The sequence below is a fragment of the Sunxiuqinia sp. A32 genome (assembly GCF_052690465.1).
Window position 1 is genome coordinate 259,222 of sequence record NZ_JBQYLI010000006.1, and the last position, 24,833, is coordinate 284,054.

Annotated in this window: 18 protein-coding genes; 6 read left to right on the plus strand and 12 right to left on the minus strand. The window is 38.1% G+C overall.

What is annotated here, in order from left to right:
* Positions 1 to 5: 5 nt before the first annotated feature.
* The 3 genes from ACUNWD_RS08640 to ACUNWD_RS08650 all read right to left on the minus strand — a co-directional run bounded on the left by ACUNWD_RS08640 (position 6) and on the right by ACUNWD_RS08650 (position 4,114).
* Positions 6 to 1,475: a right-handed parallel beta-helix repeat-containing protein gene (locus tag ACUNWD_RS08640; RefSeq protein WP_445587394.1), complete on the minus strand. Its 1,470-nt coding sequence runs from the start codon at positions 1,473 to 1,475 to the stop codon at positions 6 to 8.
* Positions 1,476 to 1,559: 84 nt separating this feature from the next.
* Positions 1,560 to 2,999, minus strand: a complete 1,440-nt coding sequence (locus ACUNWD_RS08645; protein ID WP_445587395.1) for a sodium:solute symporter — start codon at positions 2,997 to 2,999, stop codon at positions 1,560 to 1,562.
* Positions 2,996 to 4,114 carry an exo-beta-N-acetylmuramidase NamZ family protein gene (locus ACUNWD_RS08650; RefSeq protein ID WP_445587396.1) on the minus strand — a complete coding sequence of 373 codons (1,119 nt, stop codon included), beginning with the start codon at positions 4,112 to 4,114 and terminating at the stop codon, positions 2,996 to 2,998. Before ACUNWD_RS08650 ends, ACUNWD_RS08645 begins: the two co-directional genes overlap by 4 nt.
* 154 nt (positions 4,115 to 4,268) lie before the next feature.
* Between ACUNWD_RS08650 and ACUNWD_RS08655 the strand changes: the two genes are divergently transcribed.
* The 3 genes from ACUNWD_RS08655 to ACUNWD_RS08665 all read left to right on the plus strand — a co-directional run bounded on the left by ACUNWD_RS08655 (position 4,269) and on the right by ACUNWD_RS08665 (position 8,582).
* On the plus strand, positions 4,269 to 7,211 hold the full coding sequence (locus ACUNWD_RS08655; RefSeq protein WP_445587397.1) for a glycoside hydrolase family 3 N-terminal domain-containing protein: 2,943 nt from the start codon (positions 4,269 to 4,271) through the stop codon (positions 7,209 to 7,211).
* A gap of 249 nt (positions 7,212 to 7,460) precedes the next feature.
* Positions 7,461 to 7,712 carry a DNA-binding protein gene (locus ACUNWD_RS08660; protein ID WP_445587398.1) on the plus strand — a complete coding sequence of 84 codons (252 nt, stop codon included), beginning with the start codon at positions 7,461 to 7,463 and terminating at the stop codon, positions 7,710 to 7,712.
* 81 nt (positions 7,713 to 7,793) lie between these two features.
* Entirely contained in the window at positions 7,794 to 8,582 is a 789-nt protein-coding gene (locus tag ACUNWD_RS08665) for a 3-keto-disaccharide hydrolase (protein ID WP_445587399.1), read from the plus strand.
* Positions 8,583 to 8,646: 64 nt separating this feature from the next.
* On the opposite strand, the gene ACUNWD_RS08670 is transcribed toward ACUNWD_RS08665, so the two are convergent.
* Positions 8,647 to 10,356, minus strand: a complete 1,710-nt coding sequence (locus tag ACUNWD_RS08670; RefSeq protein ID WP_445587400.1) for a DEAD/DEAH box helicase — start codon at positions 10,354 to 10,356, stop codon at positions 8,647 to 8,649.
* Positions 10,357 to 10,655: 299 nt separating this feature from the next.
* Here ACUNWD_RS08670 and ACUNWD_RS08675 point away from each other — a divergent pair, with 299 nt between their 5' ends.
* Both ACUNWD_RS08675 and ACUNWD_RS08680 read left to right on the plus strand, forming a co-directional pair.
* Positions 10,656 to 11,069 carry a hypothetical protein gene (locus ACUNWD_RS08675; protein WP_445587401.1) on the plus strand — a complete coding sequence of 138 codons (414 nt, stop codon included), beginning with the start codon at positions 10,656 to 10,658 and terminating at the stop codon, positions 11,067 to 11,069.
* 83 nt (positions 11,070 to 11,152) lie between these two features.
* Positions 11,153 to 11,398 (plus strand): hypothetical protein, encoded by a 246-nt coding sequence (locus ACUNWD_RS08680; protein WP_445587402.1) that lies wholly within the window; start codon positions 11,153 to 11,155, stop codon positions 11,396 to 11,398.
* Between the two features lie 20 nt (positions 11,399 to 11,418).
* On the opposite strand, the gene ACUNWD_RS08685 is transcribed toward ACUNWD_RS08680, so the two are convergent.
* Together ACUNWD_RS08685 and ACUNWD_RS08690 are read right to left on the minus strand one after the other, a co-directional pair.
* Complete coding sequence (locus tag ACUNWD_RS08685; protein WP_445587403.1) at positions 11,419 to 12,549, minus strand: nucleotidyltransferase family protein; 1,131 nt, start codon at positions 12,547 to 12,549, stop codon at positions 11,419 to 11,421.
* A complete protein-coding gene (locus ACUNWD_RS08690) occupies positions 12,536 to 13,681 on the minus strand; it encodes a hypothetical protein (RefSeq protein WP_445587404.1) in 1,146 nt (381 codons plus the stop codon). The genes ACUNWD_RS08685 and ACUNWD_RS08690 overlap by 14 nt, the downstream gene beginning before the upstream one ends.
* Before the next feature lie 346 nt (positions 13,682 to 14,027).
* Between ACUNWD_RS08690 and ACUNWD_RS08695 the strand changes: the two genes are divergently transcribed.
* On the plus strand, positions 14,028 to 14,324 hold the full coding sequence (locus tag ACUNWD_RS08695; RefSeq protein ID WP_445587405.1) for a hypothetical protein: 297 nt from the start codon (positions 14,028 to 14,030) through the stop codon (positions 14,322 to 14,324).
* A gap of 108 nt (positions 14,325 to 14,432) precedes the next feature.
* Here the strand turns inward: ACUNWD_RS08695 and ACUNWD_RS08700 are convergent, their stop codons facing one another.
* From ACUNWD_RS08700 to ACUNWD_RS08725, 6 genes are all read right to left on the minus strand, one after another.
* Positions 14,433 to 16,628, minus strand: a complete 2,196-nt coding sequence (locus tag ACUNWD_RS08700; RefSeq protein ID WP_445587406.1) for a glycosyl hydrolase family 28-related protein — start codon at positions 16,626 to 16,628, stop codon at positions 14,433 to 14,435.
* A gap of 29 nt (positions 16,629 to 16,657) precedes the next feature.
* Positions 16,658 to 19,069: a glycoside hydrolase family 2 protein gene (locus ACUNWD_RS08705; RefSeq protein WP_445587407.1), complete on the minus strand. Its 2,412-nt coding sequence runs from the start codon at positions 19,067 to 19,069 to the stop codon at positions 16,658 to 16,660.
* A gap of 37 nt (positions 19,070 to 19,106) precedes the next feature.
* Positions 19,107 to 20,552 (minus strand): sulfatase family protein, encoded by a 1,446-nt coding sequence (locus ACUNWD_RS08710; RefSeq protein ID WP_445587408.1) that lies wholly within the window; start codon positions 20,550 to 20,552, stop codon positions 19,107 to 19,109.
* A gap of 46 nt (positions 20,553 to 20,598) precedes the next feature.
* On the minus strand, positions 20,599 to 22,083 hold the full coding sequence (locus ACUNWD_RS08715; protein ID WP_445587409.1) for a sulfatase: 1,485 nt from the start codon (positions 22,081 to 22,083) through the stop codon (positions 20,599 to 20,601).
* Between the two features lie 34 nt (positions 22,084 to 22,117).
* A complete protein-coding gene (locus tag ACUNWD_RS08720) occupies positions 22,118 to 23,503 on the minus strand; it encodes a sulfatase family protein (RefSeq protein ID WP_445587410.1) in 1,386 nt (461 codons plus the stop codon).
* Positions 23,504 to 24,039: 536 nt separating this feature from the next.
* Positions 24,040 to 24,597, minus strand: coding sequence for a hypothetical protein (locus ACUNWD_RS08725; protein WP_445587411.1), 558 nt, complete (start codon positions 24,595 to 24,597; stop codon positions 24,040 to 24,042).
* Between the last annotated feature and the right edge of the window lie 236 nt (positions 24,598 to 24,833).

Genomic DNA, 24,833 nt, shown 5'->3' on the forward strand with positions numbered 1-24,833 from the left:
AAGTTTTAGTCATCAGACTTTTCTATTCGCTCAAATGCGCCCAAATCCGGACCATCATCGTCCGTCCTACTGTCATTTTTAATATCAAATGGATACTTATTTCCAATTAATTTCGAACCAACATCCTTCGCCGGACTTAGAGTATCCAATTCAAAGTTCATTTTATCATACGGATCAATAAACCTTGGATCTTCACCTTTTATTAAACTAATGTAGTTGTCTTTATTAGAAGTATTGAAGGTATCAGCAAGCTGAATTAGACAATGATCAAACTTATAATTAAAAGTAACTTCATCTGTTTTTGCCAATTCAAGTTCATTCCTAGATGAGATATTCCCTGCAATGATACTGTTTGAAAAGGTAGCTTTATTTAGTTCACCAACATAGGTCGCACTCGATCCATTTGTGCGATCAATAATCACATGGTCCGAAATCATTAGCGAAGCCGTTGATCTGGCTCGATTTGAATAGCCCCCCCAATAATTGCCAATAGTTGTGTGATTAAAAGTATAATCTCCACCAACCAATAGTGCCGCACAATAAAACCCACAATTTGAGATTAAACAGTTCGTAGCCTCAATCTTTGATTTCATGGCAAAAATACCGGCATAGGCCATATTTTGAATTTTTACGCCGGAAAGCTTTACACTAGCAGAACCTTCATTCTCAATCGTTCCTACCTGGAGTCCAATATTGGCATTCTTAATTTCTACTTGCTCAAATACGTTATCCTCACTTCCTGAAAATAGCAAAATTCCATTCCACTGATCAGGCACATCTTCATAAGCATCCTCCAATCTATCTCCCTGAAAAACTACTGGCTCATCAACTGTACCTTTTGCATTTACAGTTCCTTTCACATACAAGCCTGCCCGATTGTGAAAATAGATTTTGGTTCCGGGTTCAATTGTAAGAACGGCACCACTATCAACGTAAGCGTAATTATAAACCAAATAAGGTTTTTCAGAAGTCCACGTCGATGTTTGAATTTCGACATCTTTAATCAATTTGAAATCCTGTCCCCAGGCAACCAAATCAATATCCTGCAAATTAGCATTGGTTAAAAATTCAATTGAATCCTGAACTACCATCGGGAAATCACCACCTGTTGGATCTACAGTAACTTCAACAAAAATGTAAATACTGTCTTTTGGCAATATCTCAATATCATACAGTTCATTTGCCGCAGTTCCATTAATATTCAACCTGAAGTTTGAATCTTCACCACCTGCAAGGCGAACATTTGAAATAAGCAATTTTTGATCGTATGGATTATATACTTTAAGATGTTGAGTTGTAGAACCAATCGTAGTAAATATGGTATCAAACATCACTGTATCAACAGAAAAACCTAGTTTTATATCAGCCGAAGAAGCATACTTTTCATCTTCACAAGAAATCAGACAAGCAAATGCCAGAATAACAAGGGCTATATGGATAAAACTCTTCACAAGATACTTTAGGTCTAAACGCACTTAAGTTAGTGTTTAGTATTGTAAAAATATAAAATGATTTTACATTTTTTAACATTTTTCTGCAATAAGATTGAAATTAACTATCTAGTTTTTACGAATAATTAACACAAGTCCAAAAATCATCAATAAACCATTCAATATTAACAACTCAAAACCAAACTGATAACCACCAAAAAGCTTCACTGAATAGCTTGCAATAATGTAGGTAAATATTGGAGCTAAAACAGCAATAAATGGAACCCAGTAATCCTTAATTTTTTTCCTAAAATAAAGGGCAAAAATAAACAAGCCCAAAATGGGACCATAGGTATATCCCACTGCTTTAAATACGGCAACGACAACACTCTCATCATTGATGATTTTAAAAGCCACAATCACAACAACAAGAATTGCAGCAAATGCAAAATGCACGATATGACGAGTCTTTTGACTTTTGTTGCTTTGAATTTTATCCATTCCTAGAAAGTCGATACAAAAAGAAGTGGTTAATGCTGTTAACGCGGAGTCAGCACTCGAAAAAGCAGCAGCAGTAATTCCCAACAAAAACGCAATGCCAACAGCAGGGCCTAAATAATTGAGGGCTAACAGTGGATACAATTTATCTGAGGTTTCCGGAAGAACTATCCCCATCGAATCGGCATATTGATACAAAACAACGCCCAGCCCCAGAAACAGCGCTACAACAATTACAAACAGGGCACTAAACACAAGCATGTTTTTTTGGGCTTCCGGCAAAGATTTACAAGTAAGGTTTTTCTGCATAATATCCTGATCCATCCCATTGATAGCAAGCGCTGTAAATATTCCAGCAATAAACTGTTTTGCAAAAAAGTTGGGAGACTTCCAGTCCCAGAAAAATATTTGCGAGTATTTATGATCGAATATATTGGAAATCATTCCTTTTGTGCCCCAATTCATTTCTTTGCTGATGAAAAAGAGTGTGAATATAAGGGCAAGCATTAAGAAAGTGGTTTGCAAGGTGTCCGTCCAAACCACCGTTTTTATACCTGCACGATAGGTGTACAACCAGATCAATAACACACTGATGCAAACCGTTAATGGAAAGGGCACTCCAAACGAATCAAAAAAAGCTAATTGCAACACAAGAGCCACCAAATAAAAACGAAAAGCAGCACCAATCAATTTCGAAATTAGAAAGAAAAAAGAAGCCGTTTTCCTGCTTCGGACACCTAATCTTTCTTCTAAAAATGAATAAATAGATATTAGTTTAAGCTTGTAATAAATGGGGAGTAGAATAAATGCTATTAGCCAGTAGCCAACTAAATTCCCAATAACAAACTGCAAATAGGAAAATGCAGAATTCCCAACCTCTCCGGGAACCGAAATAAATGTGACACCTGACAGCGTTGCACCCAACATACCATAGGCAACCAAATACCATGGAGATGATTTATTCGCGTTGAAGAAACTAAGTTGATCGGAATGTCTGGACGTTAGCCATGATATAACCATCAACAACACGAAATAACCAGCTACGATAGAGAAAAAATGGAATGGATTCATGGAGCTGTATTAAAATCAGGGTACAACAAATATTTCTTTCGAACACATTGGTATATCTTCAAATCATCTTCCCAGGCTTTTTCAATTTCATCCAAAGATTTTCCGCTTCGAATATCCTCAATAAGTCGCTCATTCCCGGCTAACAAATTAAACCATCTCTCAGAACTCCAAAATTCTGCATCATTTCCAAACTTATTATAAAATTCGAGGAACCATTTTAAAGTGAATTGTGAATTTCTTGCCTTTTGCCTAAAATCAACACCATAACAGGTCTTATCCTTTTGCTTCGGTTTTGTTGCCATACCCGGAATACTTGTAGGGGTGAAAATAAAATCCCCAAAAGTACTATCCGGAAAACCGATTACCTGAAACGGGAAATAAGTCCCTCTGCCAATACTCACATTGGTAGCTTCGAAAAAGCATAGCGAAGGATAAAGTCGTATGCTTAAGTCATTTGGCAAATTAGGTGACGGTTTTATTGGTAATGAATAGGGCATTTCGTGAGAATAATTTAAAAGTGAAATCACTCTCAAATCACATTTTTCACCCCCATTTAGCCAACCTTCTCCATTAATCATTTTTGCGATTTCCCCAATAGTGCAACCATGCACCACAGGAATCGGATGCATCCCCACAAACGATTGGAATTTCAAATCTAAAACCGGACCTGCAACATAATCTCCATTTGGGTTGGGCCGATCGAAAATTAGCAGTTGCTTTTCACTTTCAGCACAGGCCTCCATCACATAATGTAAGGAACTTATATAGGTATAAAATCGAACTCCTACATCCTGAATATCAAATACAATAATATCCAGATCTGCAAGCTGCTCCGCTGCCGGCTTTTTATTATTTCCATAAAGCGAAAATACTGGAATACCGGTTTTTACATCAATCTGATCATCCACCTGCTGCCCGGCATCAGCATCTCCACGAAAACCATGCTCGGGGCTAAAAACTTTTCGAACATCAACCTCTTGCGATAGCAAATAATCCAGAAGATGCTCATCCCCCACCCTTGAAGTCTGATTAACAACCAATCCAATCCTGTTTCCTTTCAATAGTGGCAGGTATTTATCAGCTTGTTCAGCACCCATCACTATTTGTTGAGCCATTGAAAAATTCCAGCAAATCAGCAATAAAAAAAACACTAGTATCGTTCGCATCCTATAATCACGTTGTAATACCACTAAAGTAAGAAAACCAAATTGAAGCCCCATTTTCTTTTTGATATTCTTTCGTAATTTTAGCGCTTAAATTATAGACTACATGAAATTCCTAAACCGAATAATTTATATATCACTCTTTTTAATTTCATATTTCCAAGGAATATCACAACCTGACTTTGTCCGCTATTTGAATCATTCATGGGTTGACTCGTGTCTGCAATCCATGACTTTAGATGAAAAAATCGGACAACTTTTCATTCTTGATGCATATGCCAATAAAGGTGCGTCAGAGTATAACGAACTTTTCGAGAAACTTGACAAATACCATCCGGGTGGGATCATTTTTATGAAAGGTGAGGTGGATAAACAGGTACGATTAACAAATATGCTTCAACTCAAAAGCAAAATTCCATTGTTAATTTCAATGGATGCAGAATGGGGACCGGGATTTCGTTTGGAAAATACGCCCAAATATCCTGTACAAATGGCATTAGGTGCAATTACCGAAGACAGTCTCATATACCAAATGGGAATTGAAATTGGAGAGCAACTTAAAAGAATTGGCGTATCTGTAAATTTTGCGCCAGTCGCTGATGTAAATAACAACCCAGCCAATCCGGTTATTAACTTCCGTTCGTTTGGAGAAAATCCAGACAATGTTGCCCGAAAAAGCTGGCTGTACGCTAAAGGGCTTCAAGATGTCGGAATACTTCCCGTTGCAAAGCATTTCCCAGGGCATGGTGACACCCAAACAGATTCACACTTGGGATTGCCTGTAATTAATCATTCGATCGCTCATTTGGATTCCATTGAACTAAAACCATTCACCTATCTAATCAACAAAGGTATTGGTGGAATTATGACTGCACATCTACACGTTGAAGCTTTTGACCCCGAAAAGAAAATTCCGGCTTCTCTTTCTAATACACTGATAAGCAAAAAATTAATTGACGACCTTGGCTTCGGTGGGCTGGTAATTACCGATGCGATGAACATGCACGGAGTTAGCAAACTCTACACACCAGGCGAAGCAGCTGTTCGGGCACTTCTGGCAGGAAACGATGTCCTGGAAATGCTTCCTGATGTTGATGCAGCGTTTAATAGTATTAAAACTGCCGTTGAAAAAGGCATTATTAGTGAGACAATAATAGACTGGAAATGCCGCAAGATTCTTGCCGCCAAGAAGTGGTTGCAATTAGATCAGTCGAAACCAATACTCCTTGAAAATTTACATGATGATCTGAACAATTCAAGTTACGAGCTTACCAAAAGGTTATTACACGAGCAATCGCTCACCTTGATAAAGAACAACAATAATATACTTCCTTTACAAAATCTGGATACTTTAAAGGTTGCTACAGTTTCAGTGGGAAGATCAAGCCAAAGTACATTTCAAAACATGATAGGCAACTATCAGGCCGTTGATCATTATCTACTTAAAGAAGATGCAACAAGCGATGACGTCAAAAAACTCAGAGCTCAACTTGAAAATTACAATCTCATTATTTGTGGAATACACAATCTCAATCTGAGTCCTAAAAGTCAATTTGGGACTGACGAATCGATTGATAATTTTCTGTCTCAACTAAAAGACAAAAAGAAAATAATTGCTCTCTTAGGTAATCCATACGCCTTAAAATACATTGCAGAAGCGTTTAATTCCGAAGCATTGCTCGTTACCTACCAGGAAAACACAATTACTCAGGAACTGTCTGCAGAGGCAATTTATGGAGCAATTAATGTAAATGGCAAACTCTCTGTAACGGTTAACGACGAATTTCATTCAGGATATGGTCTCTCAATAAAAAAAAACAACCGATTAAAATACACCATCCCTGAAGAGGTTGGAATTAATTCGAAAATTCTTCAAACCAAAATCGATTCATTGGCAGAACTTGGCATCGCTGAGAAAGCCTACCCTGGGTGTCAAATTTTAATTGCTAAAGATGGAAAAGTAATTTTTCACAAAACATATGGCTATCATACCTACGACCAAAAACACCCCGTTTTAAAGGACAATATTTACGATTGGGCTTCACTCACAAAAATCACAGGGCCTCTTCCTGCCTTAATGAAGTTATATGGGGATAAGAAATTTAAACTCGATGTTCCGTTTCAATTCTATTGGCCTGACTTCAATGGTAGTAACAAGGCACACATTACTGCCCGCGAAATTCTGGCCCACCAAGCACGATTGCAAGCATGGATTCCCTATTGGACCAATACCCTCAAAAAGAATGGAAAGTTGAGAAAGTCAGTTTTCAAAGACCATCCGACCAACCGATTTGACTTGAGAGTTTCTTCCAATCTCTACATGAACAGCAGTTATTTAGAGAATATGTATGCAGATATTCGTGATTCAGAACTACTACCGACTAATAAATACAAATATTCTGGATTGGCTTTTTATCTCTTCCCAAAAATTATTGAAAACTTGACAGAGAGGAAATATGAGGAGTACTTAAAGGATGAATTCTACAAACCACTTGGCGCAAATACAATCACCTATAACGCATACAAACATTTTCCACCAGAAATAATCATCCCCACGGAGAATGATGAATTTTTCAGACATGAATTATTAAAAGGTTTTGTACACGACGAAGGAGCTTCTATGATGGGCGGAATTTCGGGAAATGCCGGCCTTTTTGGCACTGCAAACGATCTTGCCAAACTAATGCAAATGTATCTTCAAGGAGGTAATTATGGTGGCAGAAGTTTTATTGAGAAAGAAGCGATTGACGAGTTTACCCGCATTCAATATCCAAAAAATGAAAACCGCCGCGGGTTGGGCTTTGACAAGCCATACATAGACAATTACAAAAACCAATTAAAAGATGCATATCCAGCAGTAAGTTCGAGCACTAAAAGCTTTGGACACAGTGGATACACCGGCACCTTCACCTGGGCTGATCCAAAAAACAACCTGCTATTCATCTTTTTCTCCAACAGGGTGTATCCTACGCGGGAAAACTCTAAATTATTTGACTTAAATTTGCGCCCGCAGATGCATCAGGCTATTTACGATTGTCTTCAAAAATAGAGGCCCCAATCCTTAAAAATTGTTAAAATGTTTTTTAACATGAATGACTGATAATTAGCTCAATCAATCACAGAAATGCCCGATTTTTAGAAGGTTCAAGCATCCAAAAATGTTTCATTTTTTTTTCAATCTTGGATTTCATATAGTATTTATAAATCCACAGTCTAAAACACTTACATTATTAAATTATTAATTTTAATTTTATAAGGACATTTTGAACTTATTTAATAACTATAAAATTTTACTGCCATGGATAGAAAAATCACATTTAATGAGCTTCGTAAAATCAAAGACAGTTTACCTGACGGTTCAATTCGTCAACTTGCGCAGGAGTTTGATATTGAAGTGGAAACCGTCAGGAATTATTTTGGAGGCGCAAATTATGATCGAGGCAGATCAGTAGGGATTCATTTAGAACCAGGACCAAATGGCGGAATAGTACTCATCGATGACACCAAAATTCTTGACCGGGCAAAAGAACTTTTAGCTGAAGTCAATTAATAAGACATTAAAAAATATTTATTTTTAAGCTGCTTTTAAATTAAAGGCAGCTTTTTTTTATCATCAACTAAACCTCTAATCATGAAAAAACATTTAATCCTTCCATTATTTGTCTTGGCTACATTTGCATCATTTTCTCAAGTTAAGTTAAAACCCATTTTCAATGGTTCAAATCTGAAAAACTGGGACTTTTATATCGGAACCGCATTAAAGAACCATGAAGACCTGAAAGCTAAAGCAACTCCAGAAAATGTATTTTCGGTAGTTGAAGAACAGGGCGAACAAGTTTTACGAATTGCAGGAAATATTAATGCTTCAATCGCTACTAAAAAAGCTTACGAAAACTACCACTTCAGAATGGAATATAAATGGGGAGATGAAGTGTTCACATCTCGCAACAGCGGATTACTTTATCATAGCTATGGCCCATTTGGAGCTGGCATTGGCACATGGATGAGCTCCATCGAATTTCAGTTAATGCATGGTAATTTGGGAGATGCCTATATGATGGCCGATACCTATGCTGAGATTCAAGTATCAGGAGATGATGCCAATAAAAACTATTCACCAAACGGTGAAAAAATGAACTTTGGAAATGATCAAAACGGTGGTAAAATTGCCCACAAACAAAAAGACATGGAGAAACCCGTAGGCGAATGGAATGTGCTCGATCTCTATTGCTTTGGACAGAAAGCATACCATGTTGTAAATGGAGAACTCGTTATGGTATGTAACAATACAAGTAAAATTATTGACGGAAAAATCTCCCCCCTGAGTAAAGGAAAAATTCAGATACAATCAGAAGGTGGTGAACTATTTATTCGGAAAGCTGAAATTGGCAAAATAAAATCACTACCAGATTCATTTTAATACTTTTCATCAAATAAAAAAAAGTGAATCAGATATTTGATTCACTTTTTCTATTCTTCTATAACTAGTTTCTTTTTCTTCTTTTATTGCCGCCCTGCTGCCTAGTTGCAGCCTGTTTCTTCTTATGAAAAGGCTTGCCTCCATAACTTGATGGTGAAGAAGAAATTCGTTCTTGTCCGGTAACTCGATCAACTTCTAATGTATGACCATCAACCACCGATTTATTCATCGAACTAATTAATTCTCTTTCGAAGTTGGCATCAATTTCAAAAAAGGAAAATTTTCTCTGAATATCTATTTTACCAATTTCAATATTCTTCCTGCGCAAACTATCATTAATCATCCCAATTAAACGAGATGCATTTAGATTATGCTTTTTCCCGGCGTTTACAAATAAACGTGAAAACTCAACTTTTGATCTTTTGTCAAATGTTTTCTTATCTTTTCCCTGTACATTTAAATCAGGTGCATTCTTATAATATTCCAGGAAGCGATTGAATTCAACCGATAAAAACCTTTTTAAAATTTCTTCGCTATCCAAACCTTCAAATTTTGCCTTAATTGCAGGCAAGTATGGATCAATCCTCGAATTGTTTACTTCCACTTCTGCAACTTTATCAACTAAGTGCATTAGTTGAACCTGGCAAATCTCTTCACCTCCGGGTATCATTTTTCGCTCAATCCGTTTCTGCGAAAGTCTCTCAATTTGTTTCAATCTTCCAGTTTCACGCATGTGAACAATTGAAACAGAAATTCCGCTTTTCCCTGCTCTCCCGGTCCGTCCACTGCGGTGAATATAAACCTCTGGGTCATCCGGCAAACTATAATTAATAACGTGTGTAAGACTATTTACATCCAATCCGCGCGCAGCCACGTCAGTCGCAACCAACATTTGCAAATTCTTATTACGGAAACGGCTCATCACATGATCACGTTGAGCCTGAGACAAATCTCCATGCAAAGCATCAGCATTATAGCCGTCTGCCATGAATTTCTCAGCAACTTCTCTGGTTTCCATCCTTGTCCGACAAAAAACGATCGCGTAACAATTCGGATAATTATCTGCAATTCGCTTCAAAGTGGCATATTTATCACGGGCATGAACAAGATAATAATGATGTTCCACATTCTCTGCACCAGCATTACGACGCCCAACAGCAAGTTCCTCTGGTGAATGTAAATACTTCCGCGTCATCTCAGCAATTTCCTTCGGCATGGTTGCAGAAAAAAGCAATGTTTGCTTAATAGCAGGAGTATTTGCTAAAATAGCATCCATTTCTTCTTTAAATCCCATGGTCAACATTTCATCGGCCTCATCCAATACCAACCATTTAATGTGTCCTACGTTCAATACTTTCCTGCGAATAAGATCATGAACACGTCCTGGCGTACCGACTACAATCTGCCCACCTTGACGCAATTCTCGGATTTGCTTACCTATATCTGCTCCACCATACACTGAAATATTTTTAAAGCCTTTCATGTATTTTGAAAAAGCATCTAAATCACGACCGATTTGCAAGCACAATTCACGTGTTGGACACAAGATTAATGCTTGTACATTATCAGTTTGCATATCAGCATTGTGCAACAATGGCAAACCAAATGCTGCAGTTTTTCCAGTTCCTGTTTGCGCAAGCGCAATCAAGTCATTCTTATTATTTAAAAGATGTGGAATTGTTTTTTCCTGAATAGGTGTTGGTTGCTCGAAACCCATTTCACCAATGGCACGGAGCAACTCAGGCTTGATGCCTGTTTGTTCAAAAGTTGTCATTCTGTATATTTTATAAGAAGAGCAACATGCCCTTCTCCCCCAAATAAGCACAGATGACAATTCAATTTATTTTTCAACAGACCCTGTTGCCATCAATGCAAAAATTGAGCTGCAAAGGTAGTTTTATTTTTCAGACAGACAGCAAAACAACCATTTATGCCTCATCTGTAAGCTTAATGTTAATTCTAACAGCTCATTTTACATGAAATAGTCATTGTTGAATAACATTCATTCAAGTTCCAGACAATTAAAATTAAAACAATGATATTTTGTAACTTACCTTAACTGAAAATAACCCCATGGGACACTCTTATCAATTCAGATGCAAAGACTGCAAACACGAACAACAGCTTTATGAAGGCTGGGGATTTATGATTCATGACCAGTCGGCCACAGACTTTCTTGCCAATGGGCAGGTAAAACTGCACTACAAAACTCAAGAAAAGATTATCAATCTCAGTAAAACACACAACGACCTTCACCTGAAAATGGAATTCCGGATTTATCGGTGTAAGAATTGTTTGCAAGTTTCAGACAGGTTATATGTTGAAGTTATTCAGAATGATAAAGTCCTTCACAAAACCCAATTTAAGTGTTCTCAATGTCAGCTTCGTTTAAAACACACCAACATCCACAGTTTGAAATATGTAATTTGTCCCAAGTGCAAAGGCAACCGTTTTTTGAAGAATAAAGAATTAGTTATTTGGGATTAAAAAGTTAGGTTATTAATGCACAAAAAAGCTTCATTTTTGTTTACTTCAACTGTTAGCTCACCACAGAGCATAAATATCAAAAAATGAAGATTGCAATCGTTGCCCTTATCGTCTTTATAATAAATGTTCCCTTCGGGGCATTACGAGCCAAACACAAGAAATTCTCATTGATGTGGTGGGTTTATATTCATATTCCTGTTCCATTTGTAATATTGATAAGAATTTACAGTGATATCGGCTTTGCACTTTATACCTATCCCATATTGGTTGGAGCTTTCTTTTTGGGGCAGTTTGTTGGAAGAAAATATTTACCGCTAAAAAATAAGTAACCACTTTACCTTGACGGATTCTATCCTTTTATATTCCTTTTATAGAACCGAGAATACATTCTAAGATGATTACTATACCAATCTTTATTTGTGATCCTTTTCGTTAGGTATTGTCTTTTTTCTTTTGAGTAAAAAGCTTTAAAAATCTGGCCCAAATACCCCTTAAAAATTCGTTGAAGGATGAATACTGAACTCAAATACGTCTTTTGAGAAAATTTAGACCTTTGAATAAGAAAATGTCGCGACATAAGTACCCGATACGACAAATTTCTTTTGGAATAGAACGACTTATTTAATCCTAGCATCATACCAACATATGCAAAATAAGCAATTGCTTTTTGTTTAGGTTTTATGGATGGAATCGCCCTTTCCAGAGGACATCTTTTCGACAATAGATATAAGTCATAGACATCTCTTAATGAAACTATTCCAGTCAAAAAACCTTCATCTACCAACTGACAATGAATAAAGTTGTGGATAATTTTGTGAAGATCTGATTCAACAAAACAACCAAGTAAAGACGAAATCTCCCCTTTCTCCTGATTTATAATTTCAGAATTAAACCAGCCGATATAACTGCGATCAACAGGAATTCTATGTATCTCTACATCAGCAACACAATCTTTTCGGAATAATCTTGGATAATGTTTCGCTTTATGAATATCCACCCACTCCGAAGCTTCTTCGGCAACCATATATCCGATATTTCTCAAAATCTCAGCAGATTTTACATAATCTTCCTCCTCTACCAAAAGATCAATATCACTCATCATTCGCTCGCCTTTATCACGGTATAAACCATCCATCAAATTTGCAGCTCCTTTTAGCAAAATGGGCATAATCCCATTTTTATTAAGTGATTCGACAATCTCTTTTAGCTGCTTTTCTATTTCAGAATTCCTTGAAAGGTTGAGTTGATACATCTCCTTCAAATGCAAAGTCAATTCTTCAGGGATGTGATCTAATATTCCGTTTGTCTGAAATTTAAGATATACAGTCGGAAGAATTAAATGATTGCTACAAATAAAAACGAACCGCTCCCAATCGATTAGTCCTAAGTTGGATTTCTCGATTAACTCATCTCTAAATTCAGGATTTTCATCCAACCCCAAGCATTTTCCAACTAACCTGAAAGTTTCAATATTTATCATTATCAAACAATTGTTTTACTGCATCGATAGCCCGTTCATTATTAGAATATGTAAGTTGATAAAAATTTAAATGTGACAACAGGTTGAATAGTATTTCAATATTTTCAGGAACCGGAGGCACCCATATTTGTTCGAGAAATTCTTTAATTGCAAAAATCTGATCCAGCTTTTCCAAGCTAAAATCGACACTGCTATCATACTTTATAAATATGATTTCAGCAACCGGATACACCATCTCCATTAGTTCATTCACGATTGGTACATATCTAACATTTTTATCAGGTGATACCTTCACCAATGGTTTATTCTCGATGCCTTGATAAAAAGTTTTCAGCAAATCCATTGCTCCCTCTTTCACCGACATTGCAATTGGAAAAGGATATGCGTTCATGCTAAGTTTGTCAAACGGAACAAAATCATCTGAGATAAGATGGAATCCATTTGCTTGCAGCAAAGCTGCCATGGTAGTTTTCCCACTTCCCGGAGCCGCTGAAAACAGTATAGTTTTCTTCCCATTAGTGATTGCTGAAGCATGCACCGTCATCAACCAATCATCATTGTATCTTCCATGCAGCACATTCGATAATTCCAGAAAGATACAGCCTTTTGTCAAATGACTTTCGTCCCACCCCCAAACGCCTTTTATCTCATTATTCAGCCGTAAAACAACCTTATCTTGAAATGAAAATAATTCAAACAGCAACGGTTCAGCCTTAACATCAGTAACAACTAAATGACAAATTAGCGGATGTAAATAATCTTCCACCCATTCGCTTCCATAAACAAAATCAACAACTCGTTGACCAAATTGATAATGGTAGTTCGAGTACGGCTTAAAAGAATAATCCCGCAATACCTCTAAATCTATTTGTTCTTCTATTTCAGGCTTTTCCTTCCTGTTCATCTCAGAAATACGTTCATGCATTTCTTTTACAAAAACACTACTTTCCTGTTTTTCGAACCCATAGCTATCAGAAAAGACTTTAGTTGTTTGATCAATTCCATCTCCATTTGCCAATCGACTAAAAACAAACCACGCCAGTTCTTCTAACTGAAAATATTTATTTGATTGCTCTAACCAAACTAAATACGAACTTCCAATTTTTTCTTTTCTATATACTACTTTAGTCATTAGAACTTTTTACATATTAAGTGTTAAAATAATGATTTAAATATATGAACTATTTACAGACGCTGTGAAACTAGATTCTTAATTCATTCGAATTATAGGTTTACCAATATTACAATTAAAAACATTCCATTATCACCTCCAAAATGTTTCAATCTACGCAAATAAATGCATGTTCAATTTCATGGAAGTAATTTATACTAAGACTTTCATATCTTATTTTTGCGTAAAATTACCCATTGCTTTATCTGAAAACAAGATGCATTTTTGTTCTACAGTTTGTAGTTGTTTTACAAATGATATATTACGAGATTAATAAAGGACATAAATAATTCAAAAATTTATCGTTATGGAAGCTGAAAATAAAAACATTACTAAAAACCTGGAAGAAGGTATAGAAAGTAAAAAAATCACGAGGAAAGAAGCAATCAAAAAAAGTGGATATGCAGCTTTATCTGCAGCTACCATGATGGTTCTTCTTAGCAATAAGGCGAATGCAACACAACCACACACTTCTCCAAAAGTGAATAATGGTAATCATTATGGCAATCAAACACCAGACCAAAATCCTAATGATAATAAAAATCAGTATAACGGAGGAAATAACAACCAAAGCAATAACAACAATGGACCTTGGGGTGACTAAATTTTATTCCGATATAAATTGCAAAAGGACCGATATAACCGGTCCTTTTTTATATGTATTTGTGTCCCATCTAAAATAAGTTAAAAACAGAAAATCATCGATCAAGTACTACCAAACATCCTGCGTACTTCCACTTTTATAAATTACCGGACGTTCGAGTGGCGGTGCAATAATCATTCTACCACCTGATGTACTTTCAATAACCATATGCCAAAGATCAGGTTCTACATTTGGTCCGTTAAATTGATCAGGGCCTCCTTTATGAAGCCTTGGTTGATTAAATAAACTGGCCAGTAAAATATTTTTCGAGTTTTCAATTTGAAAGGCACTTGTATTTGGCCAAGGAGTTTCATTTCCACCAAATCCAAACACTCGTATATTTTCTGAATTTCGGATCAATACTGCAGGTGCATTTGCCTCACATTTTACTCCATATAATGTTATATTCCGAGAATTCCTTATTTCCATATTAGCATCACTTCGCGCATGTTCCGGATTACATTGATAGATGCGAAATGGCTCAGTCGTTCCATCAACTAATAGATGACGAAATGAGGATCTGGAGTCAAAACTCCAAGTTTCATCGTAATAATTATACCAACGTCCCCCTCCATTTCCAGTAACTCTGACCGATGGATAAATCCGCTCCGGTTGCTTCATGTTATCATGCATAATCATCCAATCTCTGACAATCGATTTTCGACCTGCTCTCCACAGAAGATCATAGGAAGTAGCAGAACTACGAGCCCATGTTCCAATAAATGCGACTACAACCTCAGCATCAGCATCATCAGGCGTTCGGAGAATAGGTTGTGGATTTTTATCATCTAAAAAATCACCTTCGGCTTCTGTCACAATCAAACCGGTGATATTTGGCATCAATCCAATCAATTTTGAATTCGACTTCAAATCAATTGTTTTAGTAACTCGGTATAAACCAGAAGGCACAAAAACGATTTCATTTTCATTTATCGCTCTTTGAATCGCTTGAGTATCATCCGTAACTCCATCCCCTTTCGCATTATACGGTGGATTCTTCACATTCACGGCACCTTCCCTATCCCATGATGGGAAAGTAGAATCCCAAGCGTGCCTTGAAATCAAATCCACGGGCGGCACAACTCCCTTAACCATTTCCAATATTGCTTCGTCCTGTTTTTCCCCATCAACGTAAATCGGAGAAGTATATTTTAATTGATTAAATGGGCGCATGTCGTATCCCTGTGCGTACTCTTTTACCTGAATCCAACCTTCCCTCAAACCATCAATAATTCCGCCAGAAGTATGATTTATCAATACTTCTGCATTTTTCACATAACAGTTGTTCAAGTACACACCACAATTTGAATCAAAAGCAGTGCCTGCACCTCCAGAGAACTCGATTTGACAATCAACAAAATTTATTGGCCCATTCCAGGCTGACAAACCCTTGTTGTTTAGCCCATTCAAAATATCTATTGAAGTTTCACTTTTTGTCCATAAATCCACTGCCTTCACTGCAGTGATTGGATACTTAGAAACAATCTTAACTCCAGTAGCTGTTAGAGTCTGGCGTCCCTGGTACAATATTGCATGTTGCGTTTGATCAATAAAAGTAAATCCGGTTAAACAAGGATTCGGTTGAGAGGCAGAACCGTCAAATCCAATTTTGCCACCCACAACAGTTACATTTACATTACTTCCTCCAGAGCCATTTGCCCCTTCAATTCCAATCAATCCATGCGTAACATCAATCGTTGCATCCTCAATGGCCATTCCCTGAGCTCCACGCATCCTCACAGCGACAGCTCCAAGATTTCCCTTGCCAATTTCCACATCTATGCCGATCAGTCTGGAATTCATAAAAGAAGGGCCAAAATTCGGATACTTCGGAGGATTTGTTTGTGGTCTACCCATATGAAAATTCAGGACCAATTTGGGATGTTTTTCGTCAGCATATCCCGAAGAATTATTGGCAAGTAGTATTTTAGGTCTCACAGAACTTTCTGTTGATCCAAACAATGTGATCCCCCAATATCGACCACTTTTAAAATCACCTCTCTTCTCTAATTCAGGAGGAGCATGTCTGCACTCCAATGTGTTCGATATTTTATATACTCCGGTTGGGAAAAAAGCAACCATATGATTTTGTTGCGCATAATCTATTGCCTTTTGCAAAGCCTCAGTACAATCTGACGCGCCCGTTGAATCCGCAAAAAATGGAGATTTCGTTACGTCAACAATTCCAAATTCGGTCAAATCCGCTCCACATACCACTGATAACACACTTAAAAGCAATATAATAAGAGTAATATGCTTTATCATTTTAAAGAAGTATCAGATTTTATAATTATTTAGTCTTCGATCTCTGTCAATTCAACATCTACAAAGACTTTTTCTGACCCAGGCATGATTTTCCCTGATCGCAACACCAATCCAGGAATAAATTGCACCGTCAACGAATTCTCACCCTTTTTCAGAAGGCCTTTTACCTCATTAGGTAAGATAACCTCCGCCATGCGAAGTTCAGGCATCTTCTGACGAGTTGTCTCATCAGCAACAAATTCGCCATTTAAGTAGATTCTCGCATGCATCCACGGAGTGCCTTTACCCTCAAGCCGGGTATAAATTCTGACCGTATGACCTTTCTCCGGATGATCAATCTGAACTGACTTACGAATCAGAAGCTGTGATCTTCCATCCCAGCTTGTTGCAGGTTTTGGCACCTCTACATTTCCAAATGGCCCTACCTGTTTTGTCCATTCCAGATCTTCAAAGTCAGGGACTTTCTGAAGAGCTAACGCATCCAGAATATCCTCATTTTTTGCCCAATCTTTAATCTCCTCAATTGGCATAGTTACCATCTCCCAATCCTGAGGTTTATGCATTGATGGATGCAATACTACTGTTTGTTTTGGGGTTTCTGTATACAATATTTCATGAATGACTCCCAAACTGTCCGGTTGAATTTTACTCACTTCACGATCAAAAGTCAGCCAACCATTTTCTTCCAGTTTCATATCGGTCATCTGTGTATAAACAGCTGCTCTCAGTCCACTGTTTTTTAGTAAATGAAGATGCTCTACAAATTCCAGGTATTGGTTTTGGAAGGGTTCCCCAATTGTAAAAGTTGGTCGAAATACGTCGTGTTTGGTATTGTCATCCCTCGGAATCTCCGGATCGAAACCACCATGCAACGGATTTGGAGGTGTACCTGTTTTATTTGACCGGCCAGTCCAGTTATGTCCTGGAACCGCTGATGCAAATCCCCCACATTCTCCAAGCACAACCACCCTCGAATCTTCTCCAAGAGCGGGTATTGCCGGGCGGAAAGTATAATCGTGAATGTCGCGAATATTACCAACACCAGGCACATCATTCCATCCACTGGCAATGCTAAACAGCCGAGTATCATCCAAAGGTTTAACTTGCTCATAAATCCGTTTAGACTCGTGCTGTCCCCAACTTTCATTAAAAATAACCCACAGAATAATTGCGGGACTATTGTAAAGTGTTTTTATTAACTCTTTTTGTTCGTTAAACCAGAAATCAGATCCAGTCCTTTCGGGGTTTTTCATATTAAAACTTCCGCAAACGAAATCCTGCCAAACCAACAATCCAAGCTGATCACAGTGGTAATAAAACCGCCGTGGATTTTCCTTGATATGCAAACGAACCATGTTACATCCAATTCGCTTCAGATACTCTGCTTCCCATTTCATCGCCTCATCACTTGGTGGGGTAAGCCCTCCATCAGGCCAATAATTTTGATCAAGCGGTCCCATCTGGAAAATCGATTTCCCATTCAGCAGAATGTCTGTTCCTGTTTTCGATTTTGCAAGTTCGATGGTGCGCATCCCAAAATAGCTTTTCACCTCATCAACCACTTTTGAGCCATCTAAAAGGGAAACTTTCAGATCATATAAAAATGGTGATTCAGGGCTCCAATGTTTTGCAGATGGTATCTTTATTTTTGCTGGCTCTCCCGGATTGGCAACAACTGATCCTATTTTTGATGCACCATCAGAAACTTCATACTTCACCAAGATGCCGCTGTCATTTCCATCAAGTTCAGATTCAATAGAAACTTCTTTAAGGTCTGCCTTTATCTTTAAGGAATTAATGAATGCTTTTTCCGAGACAGGTTCTAACCAAACCGTTTGCCAAATCCCAGAACAACGTTCGTAATGTTCGATCCTTGAGCCCTGTTTCCCTAATGATCGAAAGCCTGTTTCCTGCGGATCGTATACCCTAACTATTAAGGTCTGATCCCCTTTCACCAACTCACCCGCATCTACCTGAAATGAAAAAGGCTGATACCCTCCTTCGTGGGTTCCCAGCAATTTCCCGTTAAGCCATACCGAAGTTTCAAAGTCCGAAGCTTCGAAATGAAGCAAGAACTTTTCACTTGTGCATTTCTCCGGCAAGTTAAACGAGCGTTTATACCAAATAGCATCTTCTTCTGTTACTTGTTTGCCCACTCCTGAGAGCGGTGCTTCTATGGAGTAAGGAACCAATATCTGTCCATCCCAGTTGGCTGGTGATTCTTTTTGTGATTTTGAAACAACGGCATAATCCCACAGTCCATTCAGGTTCATCCAGGCATCCCTTACCATTTGAGGGCGCGGGTATTCCTGCCAGGCATTTTCAGGAGTCACTGCCTTGCCCCATCGAGTCGCAATGGATGGAAAATTAGGCTTCCACTCTGCGTTGACCATCAAACAGGTCAGCATCAGAATACTGATTAGTTTTATTCTTTTTTTCATCGGTTATTAGTTTCTTTTTAGTCTATAAGAATTCCAATTAATTTACCACTGCCTCTACAGGCATTGCGTTACGCCAGTTCAACAACTTATCTTTCAATCTTTCAGTGATTTCTTTATTTTGATCAGCAAGGTTATTCTTCTCAGCAGGATCATTTTTCAGGTTATACAATTGTGCATCTGATCCGTCAACATTGATCAATAATTTCCAATCGCCTTCTCGTATTGCCAGATTTGGAGATTTAAACTCTTTGTTCCCCGGCCATATCGATCCACCAGGATTACTACCATACTCCCACATAACAGGAGGAGTAACTGTCATTGGTGATCCTTCAAAAGCATTACTTTTATCCGAGCCGTCCAAATTCTCGGGATATTCTATTCCCAGCAAAGTACACACTGATGGAAATATGTCGATTGCAGAAACCACTGTCTCCGAATCAACCTTGCCTTCCGGGAAATGTCCTTTCCAATATACAATGAAAGGTTCACGAATACCTCCTTCATAAAGACTCCACTTTCGCCCATTCAACGAACCGGTAAAGCCTGGAGGATAAAGTTCCCCCTGATAAGCTTCAGGGTAACTTGAGGTTTCGTAATAACGAGGCCAATCTGTCGGACCATTATCACTAGCCACTAAAATGATGGTATTCTCAAGTTTTCCCATTTCGTCAAGCGTTGTTATAAAACGTCCAATTTGCCTGTCCAGTTCTTCAAGAACCGCAAAGAACTTTTGTTCCCATGGGTTTTTTGTCACGCCTTTCCATTTCTCAACTTTGGTGCTGTCCGGCAGGTGCGGATCATGAACATCATTTGGGCACAAGTTGATATAAAAAGGCTTATCCTCGCATTTTTCGATGAATGCAAGTGCGCTGTCAATGTAAATTGATGTTGAAACGCACTTCTCTGCCCATACAATTTTTCCTTTCCCGAGCTTTGAACTCTGGGTGCTTATACCATGATTAGGGAAAAGCACACGATCTCCAATTCCTTCAAATGCTACCATGGATTTGTCAAACCCGTATTCTGTAGGGTAAGGAACATCTCCTACGTCGCGGCCACCTCCCATGTGCCATTTACCAAAATGGCCTGTTTGATATCCATTTGCTTTCAATGTTTTTGCCAGGAATGGAGCAGTTGGATCCAGGTAATTCTCCATTGCTCTCTTTTTATTCTGCTTCGAACCTGCAATGTAAGAATGGATCTTAAACCTCATAGGATACATTCCGGTATTTAACGCCACACGTGAGGGTGAGCAGATTGGTGAATTCACATAAAAATTTGTAAAACGAACACCGTTCTGAGCCAATTTATCAATGTTTGGGGTTTTGACGACTGTATCTCCATAGCAACTTAAATCGCCAAACCCCATATCGTCAATAAAGATCATAGCCACATTGGGTTTTTCCACAGTTTCTGCATGAGTGCATCCAGATAGTACACTACTCAATAATAATGGAACTGAGATAAATACCGAATTCTTCATTATTTGTCTTTTTAGCTATTCAAAAATCGCAGCTTAACTATTGGCACTAGTGAATCACGAAATATGGTTTTTCAAGCAATTCACTTTTTATAGATTGAAACTTTCTCCCCGGATCTTTTGCCTCATCATACTCCGGATTTGGAACGGGTAAACCCGCATCAATCTTTTCGAGATAATCTGTTAGCTTTTTATCCAGTTCCTTAACTTTCTCAGGAAACTTTTGTGCCAAATTGTTTTCCTCGGAAATATCATTCTTCAAATCAAATAGATAAAAAGAATTATCCTCATAAAATTTAATCAGCTTAAAGTCACCTTGAACGATTGCTGAAGATGGTTGTCCACCTTTCTGAAGTTGATAATGTGGAAAATGAAAAACCAGAAAATCATTGTCCCTGTCGACTTTATTTTCACTTTTAGGTTTATTCAACAAACTGGCTAACGAGCCACCTTCAATTCCTTTAGGAAGATCTTTTATTCCCAGCCAATCACCAATTGTTGGCAGTAAATCGTATGCAACAACGGGAACATTGGAATACGCATGTTTTATTCCTGGCCCGGTTATCATAAAAGGAACCCTAATGCCACCTTCCCAGATAGTCGCTTTCCATCCATGTAAAGGTCCATTAATATTGCTCGGGTTGTTCAAAGGATAGCCTCCATTGTCTGCAACATAAATGACATACGTATTATCAGAAATTCCCAGTCTCTTTATTTCATCAAGAATTAAACCAACACCTTGATCCAAATCTTCAGCCATCCCGGCATATGCAGAATGGATATGTCTTTCTCCCGGAGTTCTACTTCTAACCTTATCCAGCGTTTCCTTTGTAGTTTCGATACCTAAATGGGTTGCATAATGCGAAAGTTGCAGATAAAATGGTTTTTTCTCAGCGACCTGATCATCCATCCAACTTATTGCTCGCTTGGTAATGCCAAAAATATCTTTTGGATTTCCTTCTAACCTAAAATTACCCTCACGGTTAGTGGTTTTCCCGTCGCTTGCATCAAATCCGTGCATCTCAGGACCTCCGTTCCCTAAATGCCATTTTCCAAAATGAGCTGTTGTGTATTCAGGCAAATTACTTTTTATTAATTCAGCAATGGTTGTTTCCTCCGATGGCATTCCGCTTATATGAGTGGGGGGATTTAACTTATTCCCATTATACAAAGCACCTGAATGCCTCTCGATAATATCCGTCAAATGAAGCTTAGCCGGTGATTTGCCAGTTAACAAACTTCCACGTGTCGGAGAACAATTAGGATGAGATGCATATCCATTTGTAAAAACTACTGCCTTTTCTGCAAATCTTTCCAGGTTCGGAGTTTGAATAAAATCACTTTTTGAATCTTTAATTTGTGGATTCATTAAAACTGACGTGGCTCCCCAACCTTGATCATCTGCTAAAATCAAAACTATGTTTGGCTTACTTTTGCTTTCGACACTTGATTTGGCGGGATGGCTAAATGCCACTGAAACACTGCAAAAAAGGGAAAGACCACCCAATAAAAGAGTGATATCATTCCTCTTCATGCTTATTCGTTTATTCATAAGTTCTAAAAACAGTTTATTTATTTGCGTGTCTCCCAACCATATGCTCAAAAGCCTCAAGTTCTGTAGCCTGACCTTTATCACCACAAGAGGCCATCCATTCTTTCAAGGCTTTATCCATACGCTCGATAATCTTTTTATTTTCAGGTTTCTCAGCGAGATTATTTATACAATACGGATCTTTCTCCAAGTCATAAAGCTCAACGCCCGGACGATGCTGGTATTTGTTGGTAATCTGGCGGGCATTAGCATCAGTTTCTGCAATTTCCTTCCACTCTTTGAATAGCGCTCCCTCACTCTCTACATTTTTGAAAACGGCATCAGGGGTCAAGTTCACAATGTATCGATATTTCTTGTCTGCTACCGATCGTATCCCATAGTAGGCACTTCCCTTATTAATGCCCCGGGTAGTTTGCAGGGAGAACGTGTATTCTTTGTGTTCCTTAACTTTCCCTGTGAGCAACGGAACTAAGCTTTTTCCGTCAAGATGTGACTTAGGTTTCACTCCGGCAATTTCTAAAAAGGTAGGTACAACGTCCACATATTCCACCAATGCGTCCGACTCCATTCCGGCTTTAATATTTCCAGGCCATCTGATAATGCAGGCAGAGTGAACCCCAACATCATAGCAGGTCCATTTGGCAAACGGGAAGCTGTTTCCCTGTTCACTTAAATAGACGACAACAGAATTGTCTGCCAGCTTTTCTTCATCCAACTTTTTAAGCAACGTGCCAAATTCGCTATCCATGTAATTTATTTCAGCAAGATACTTACAAAACTGGCTTCGGGTTTTTGGCACATCAACATAAAATGGAGGGAGTTTCACTTCTTCCGGATTAAACATTTCCGGATTACCCTTATTCCACGGAGTATGCGGCTGATTAGATGTTACGAAAAGACAGAATGGCTGATCGTTTTCTTTGCACACATTTATAAACGAATCAACGGCTGCAAAATTAATATCATTACTTTTTGACAGGGGTGCATATAAATCCCACGGGAAAACGGATTCCGGAGCCACATGAGACTTTCCAATTAAAGCAACCTGATAACCGGCAGGCTTTAAATGATGCGCAATACTCAATGTTCCCTCTTTTGCCATCGTGTGATTTGGATAGGCACCAGATTTTACCGGCCACACACCAGTCATCAAATTATGTCTTGTCGGTGAACACATGGGAGCTGCCTGATAGGCTTTGGTAAAACGAACACCTTCTTTTGCAAATTGATCAATATTTGGAGTTTTGGAATCCTTGCTTCCATAAACTCCCAAATCGTAATAAGAACAATCGTCAGCCATAAATAGAACCAAATTTGGCTTCTTGTTTTCTTGTGCTATTACAACTGATGACAGACTTAATGCAAGGGCGGCAAAAGCGATTTTACTCTTTATATTTTTCATATTAGTATACATAAATGGATTATACGTAAATGAGATACTTAGTTTTAGAACAAAAATCCACAGACAATTTACACAATGTCTTTTTGCACATTATTCAATAACAAAGGAAATTGCTATGCCGCAGAACAAGGAAGACTATTTCGCGAAAGAATAGCAGTATTGTTCATATTTATACAAATGGGATTTTTTGAGGTGATAAGAGGGGTGAATTCAAGGCAATTTTCACAAAATACTGAAACGACCAAAAGGTATCCTAAAATTAAACTAGAATAAATTTAATGAAGCTTGCTATCAGGTAGGCTTTTCATCAACTTCACTTTAATGAAAATCTTTCCAAAAACAATTTGGTAATCTTACAATATGATTTTGTCGAAAAAAAAAAGAAAAAATTAGTTTCGAAAAGCTTTTTGAGTATTTAGAATTGTGCTAGGTTAACAATATTGACTTGGCCAATCATTTTTTCACTAAAAAAGGGAAGACATCTTAAATATAAGATGCTTCCCCTTCAAATATGTGATTAATTCAAATTTTAATCATTAGAATGTAACCTGTAATCCAAGGTTTACCACCCTTTGGTTCATATAAGCATCACCTGCTGTATTCGTAGAAATCTCAGGGTCTTGCTGATACTTATCATAGCTTGTCAAGGTCAACAGGTTGTACGCGTTTACATACAAACGGGCACTGTTGATGTTAAACGGTAAAACACGTTGCGGGATCTGGTACCCCAAATCAACCGTTTTCAAACGCATATACCATGCATCAACTAACCAGAAGTCGGACATGTAAGCAGAACTACTGTTTACAGTTGTTGGATTACTTGTTAAACGGGGGAAAGTTGCAGTTTCTGCAGTTTCCGGGGTCCAACGGTCAAGGTGGATTGGCTGGAACTGGCTTTTGAACGGTTCAATACCTGTACCGACCACACTGAAACTGTAGTTAAACGATCCCTGGAACAAGATGTTAGCTGTAAAGCCTTTGTAGTAAAATCCAAGTGACCACCCCAATGTAGTATTCGGCAGGTTTGGTTTACCAATCGGCCCACGGTCAAAATTATCAATGATCCCGTCTTCGTTCAGGTCGGCATATTTCAAATCACCGGCCTGTACCGGTACATCACTGATCGGTGCAGCAACATCATTATCCGGGTTGTCATCATTATTACGGGCAATATCATCTTCTGAATAGAACCCTAAATAAGTATATCCAAATGGCTGTCCGATTGGTAGGCCGGTTTCCTGTAACCAAGGATATGTAAGTCTTCAGCCTAATTTGGACAGATGGGTATAAAAATTAAGAGATGGTTTTCTTAATTTAATAACCATAAAAG

What these genes read in the sequence shown, in the direction of transcription:
- ACUNWD_RS08710 (WP_445587408.1), bottom strand. Translation starts at nt 20,552, where the DNA reads ATGAAGAATTCGGTATTTATCTCAGTTCCATTATTATTGAGTAGTGTA.
- ACUNWD_RS08680 (WP_445587402.1), top strand. Translation starts at nt 11,153, where the DNA reads ATGAAGATTGCAATCGTTGCCCTTATCGTCTTTATAATAAATGTTCCC.
- ACUNWD_RS08700 (WP_445587406.1), bottom strand. Translation starts at nt 16,628, where the DNA reads ATGATAAAGCATATTACTCTTATTATATTGCTTTTAAGTGTGTTATCA.
- ACUNWD_RS08650 (WP_445587396.1), bottom strand. Translation starts at nt 4,114, where the DNA reads ATGGCTCAACAAATAGTGATGGGTGCTGAACAAGCTGATAAATACCTG.
- ACUNWD_RS08670 (WP_445587400.1), bottom strand. Translation starts at nt 10,356, where the DNA reads ATGACAACTTTTGAACAAACAGGCATCAAGCCTGAGTTGCTCCGTGCC.
- ACUNWD_RS08685 (WP_445587403.1), bottom strand. Translation starts at nt 12,549, where the DNA reads ATGATAAATATTGAAACTTTCAGGTTAGTTGGAAAATGCTTGGGGTTG.
- ACUNWD_RS08665 (WP_445587399.1), top strand. Translation starts at nt 7,794, where the DNA reads ATGAAAAAACATTTAATCCTTCCATTATTTGTCTTGGCTACATTTGCA.
- ACUNWD_RS08645 (WP_445587395.1), bottom strand. Translation starts at nt 2,999, where the DNA reads ATGAATCCATTCCATTTTTTCTCTATCGTAGCTGGTTATTTCGTGTTG.
- ACUNWD_RS08690 (WP_445587404.1), bottom strand. Translation starts at nt 13,681, where the DNA reads ATGACTAAAGTAGTATATAGAAAAGAAAAAATTGGAAGTTCGTATTTA.
- ACUNWD_RS08695 (WP_445587405.1), top strand. Translation starts at nt 14,028, where the DNA reads ATGGAAGCTGAAAATAAAAACATTACTAAAAACCTGGAAGAAGGTATA.
- ACUNWD_RS08720 (WP_445587410.1), bottom strand. Translation starts at nt 23,503, where the DNA reads ATGAAAAATATAAAGAGTAAAATCGCTTTTGCCGCCCTTGCATTAAGT.
- ACUNWD_RS08660 (WP_445587398.1), top strand. Translation starts at nt 7,461, where the DNA reads ATGGATAGAAAAATCACATTTAATGAGCTTCGTAAAATCAAAGACAGT.
- ACUNWD_RS08675 (WP_445587401.1), top strand. Translation starts at nt 10,656, where the DNA reads ATGGGACACTCTTATCAATTCAGATGCAAAGACTGCAAACACGAACAA.
- ACUNWD_RS08715 (WP_445587409.1), bottom strand. Translation starts at nt 22,083, where the DNA reads ATGAAGAGGAATGATATCACTCTTTTATTGGGTGGTCTTTCCCTTTTT.
- ACUNWD_RS08705 (WP_445587407.1), bottom strand. Translation starts at nt 19,069, where the DNA reads ATGAAAAAAAGAATAAAACTAATCAGTATTCTGATGCTGACCTGTTTG.
- ACUNWD_RS08655 (WP_445587397.1), top strand. Translation starts at nt 4,269, where the DNA reads ATGAAATTCCTAAACCGAATAATTTATATATCACTCTTTTTAATTTCA.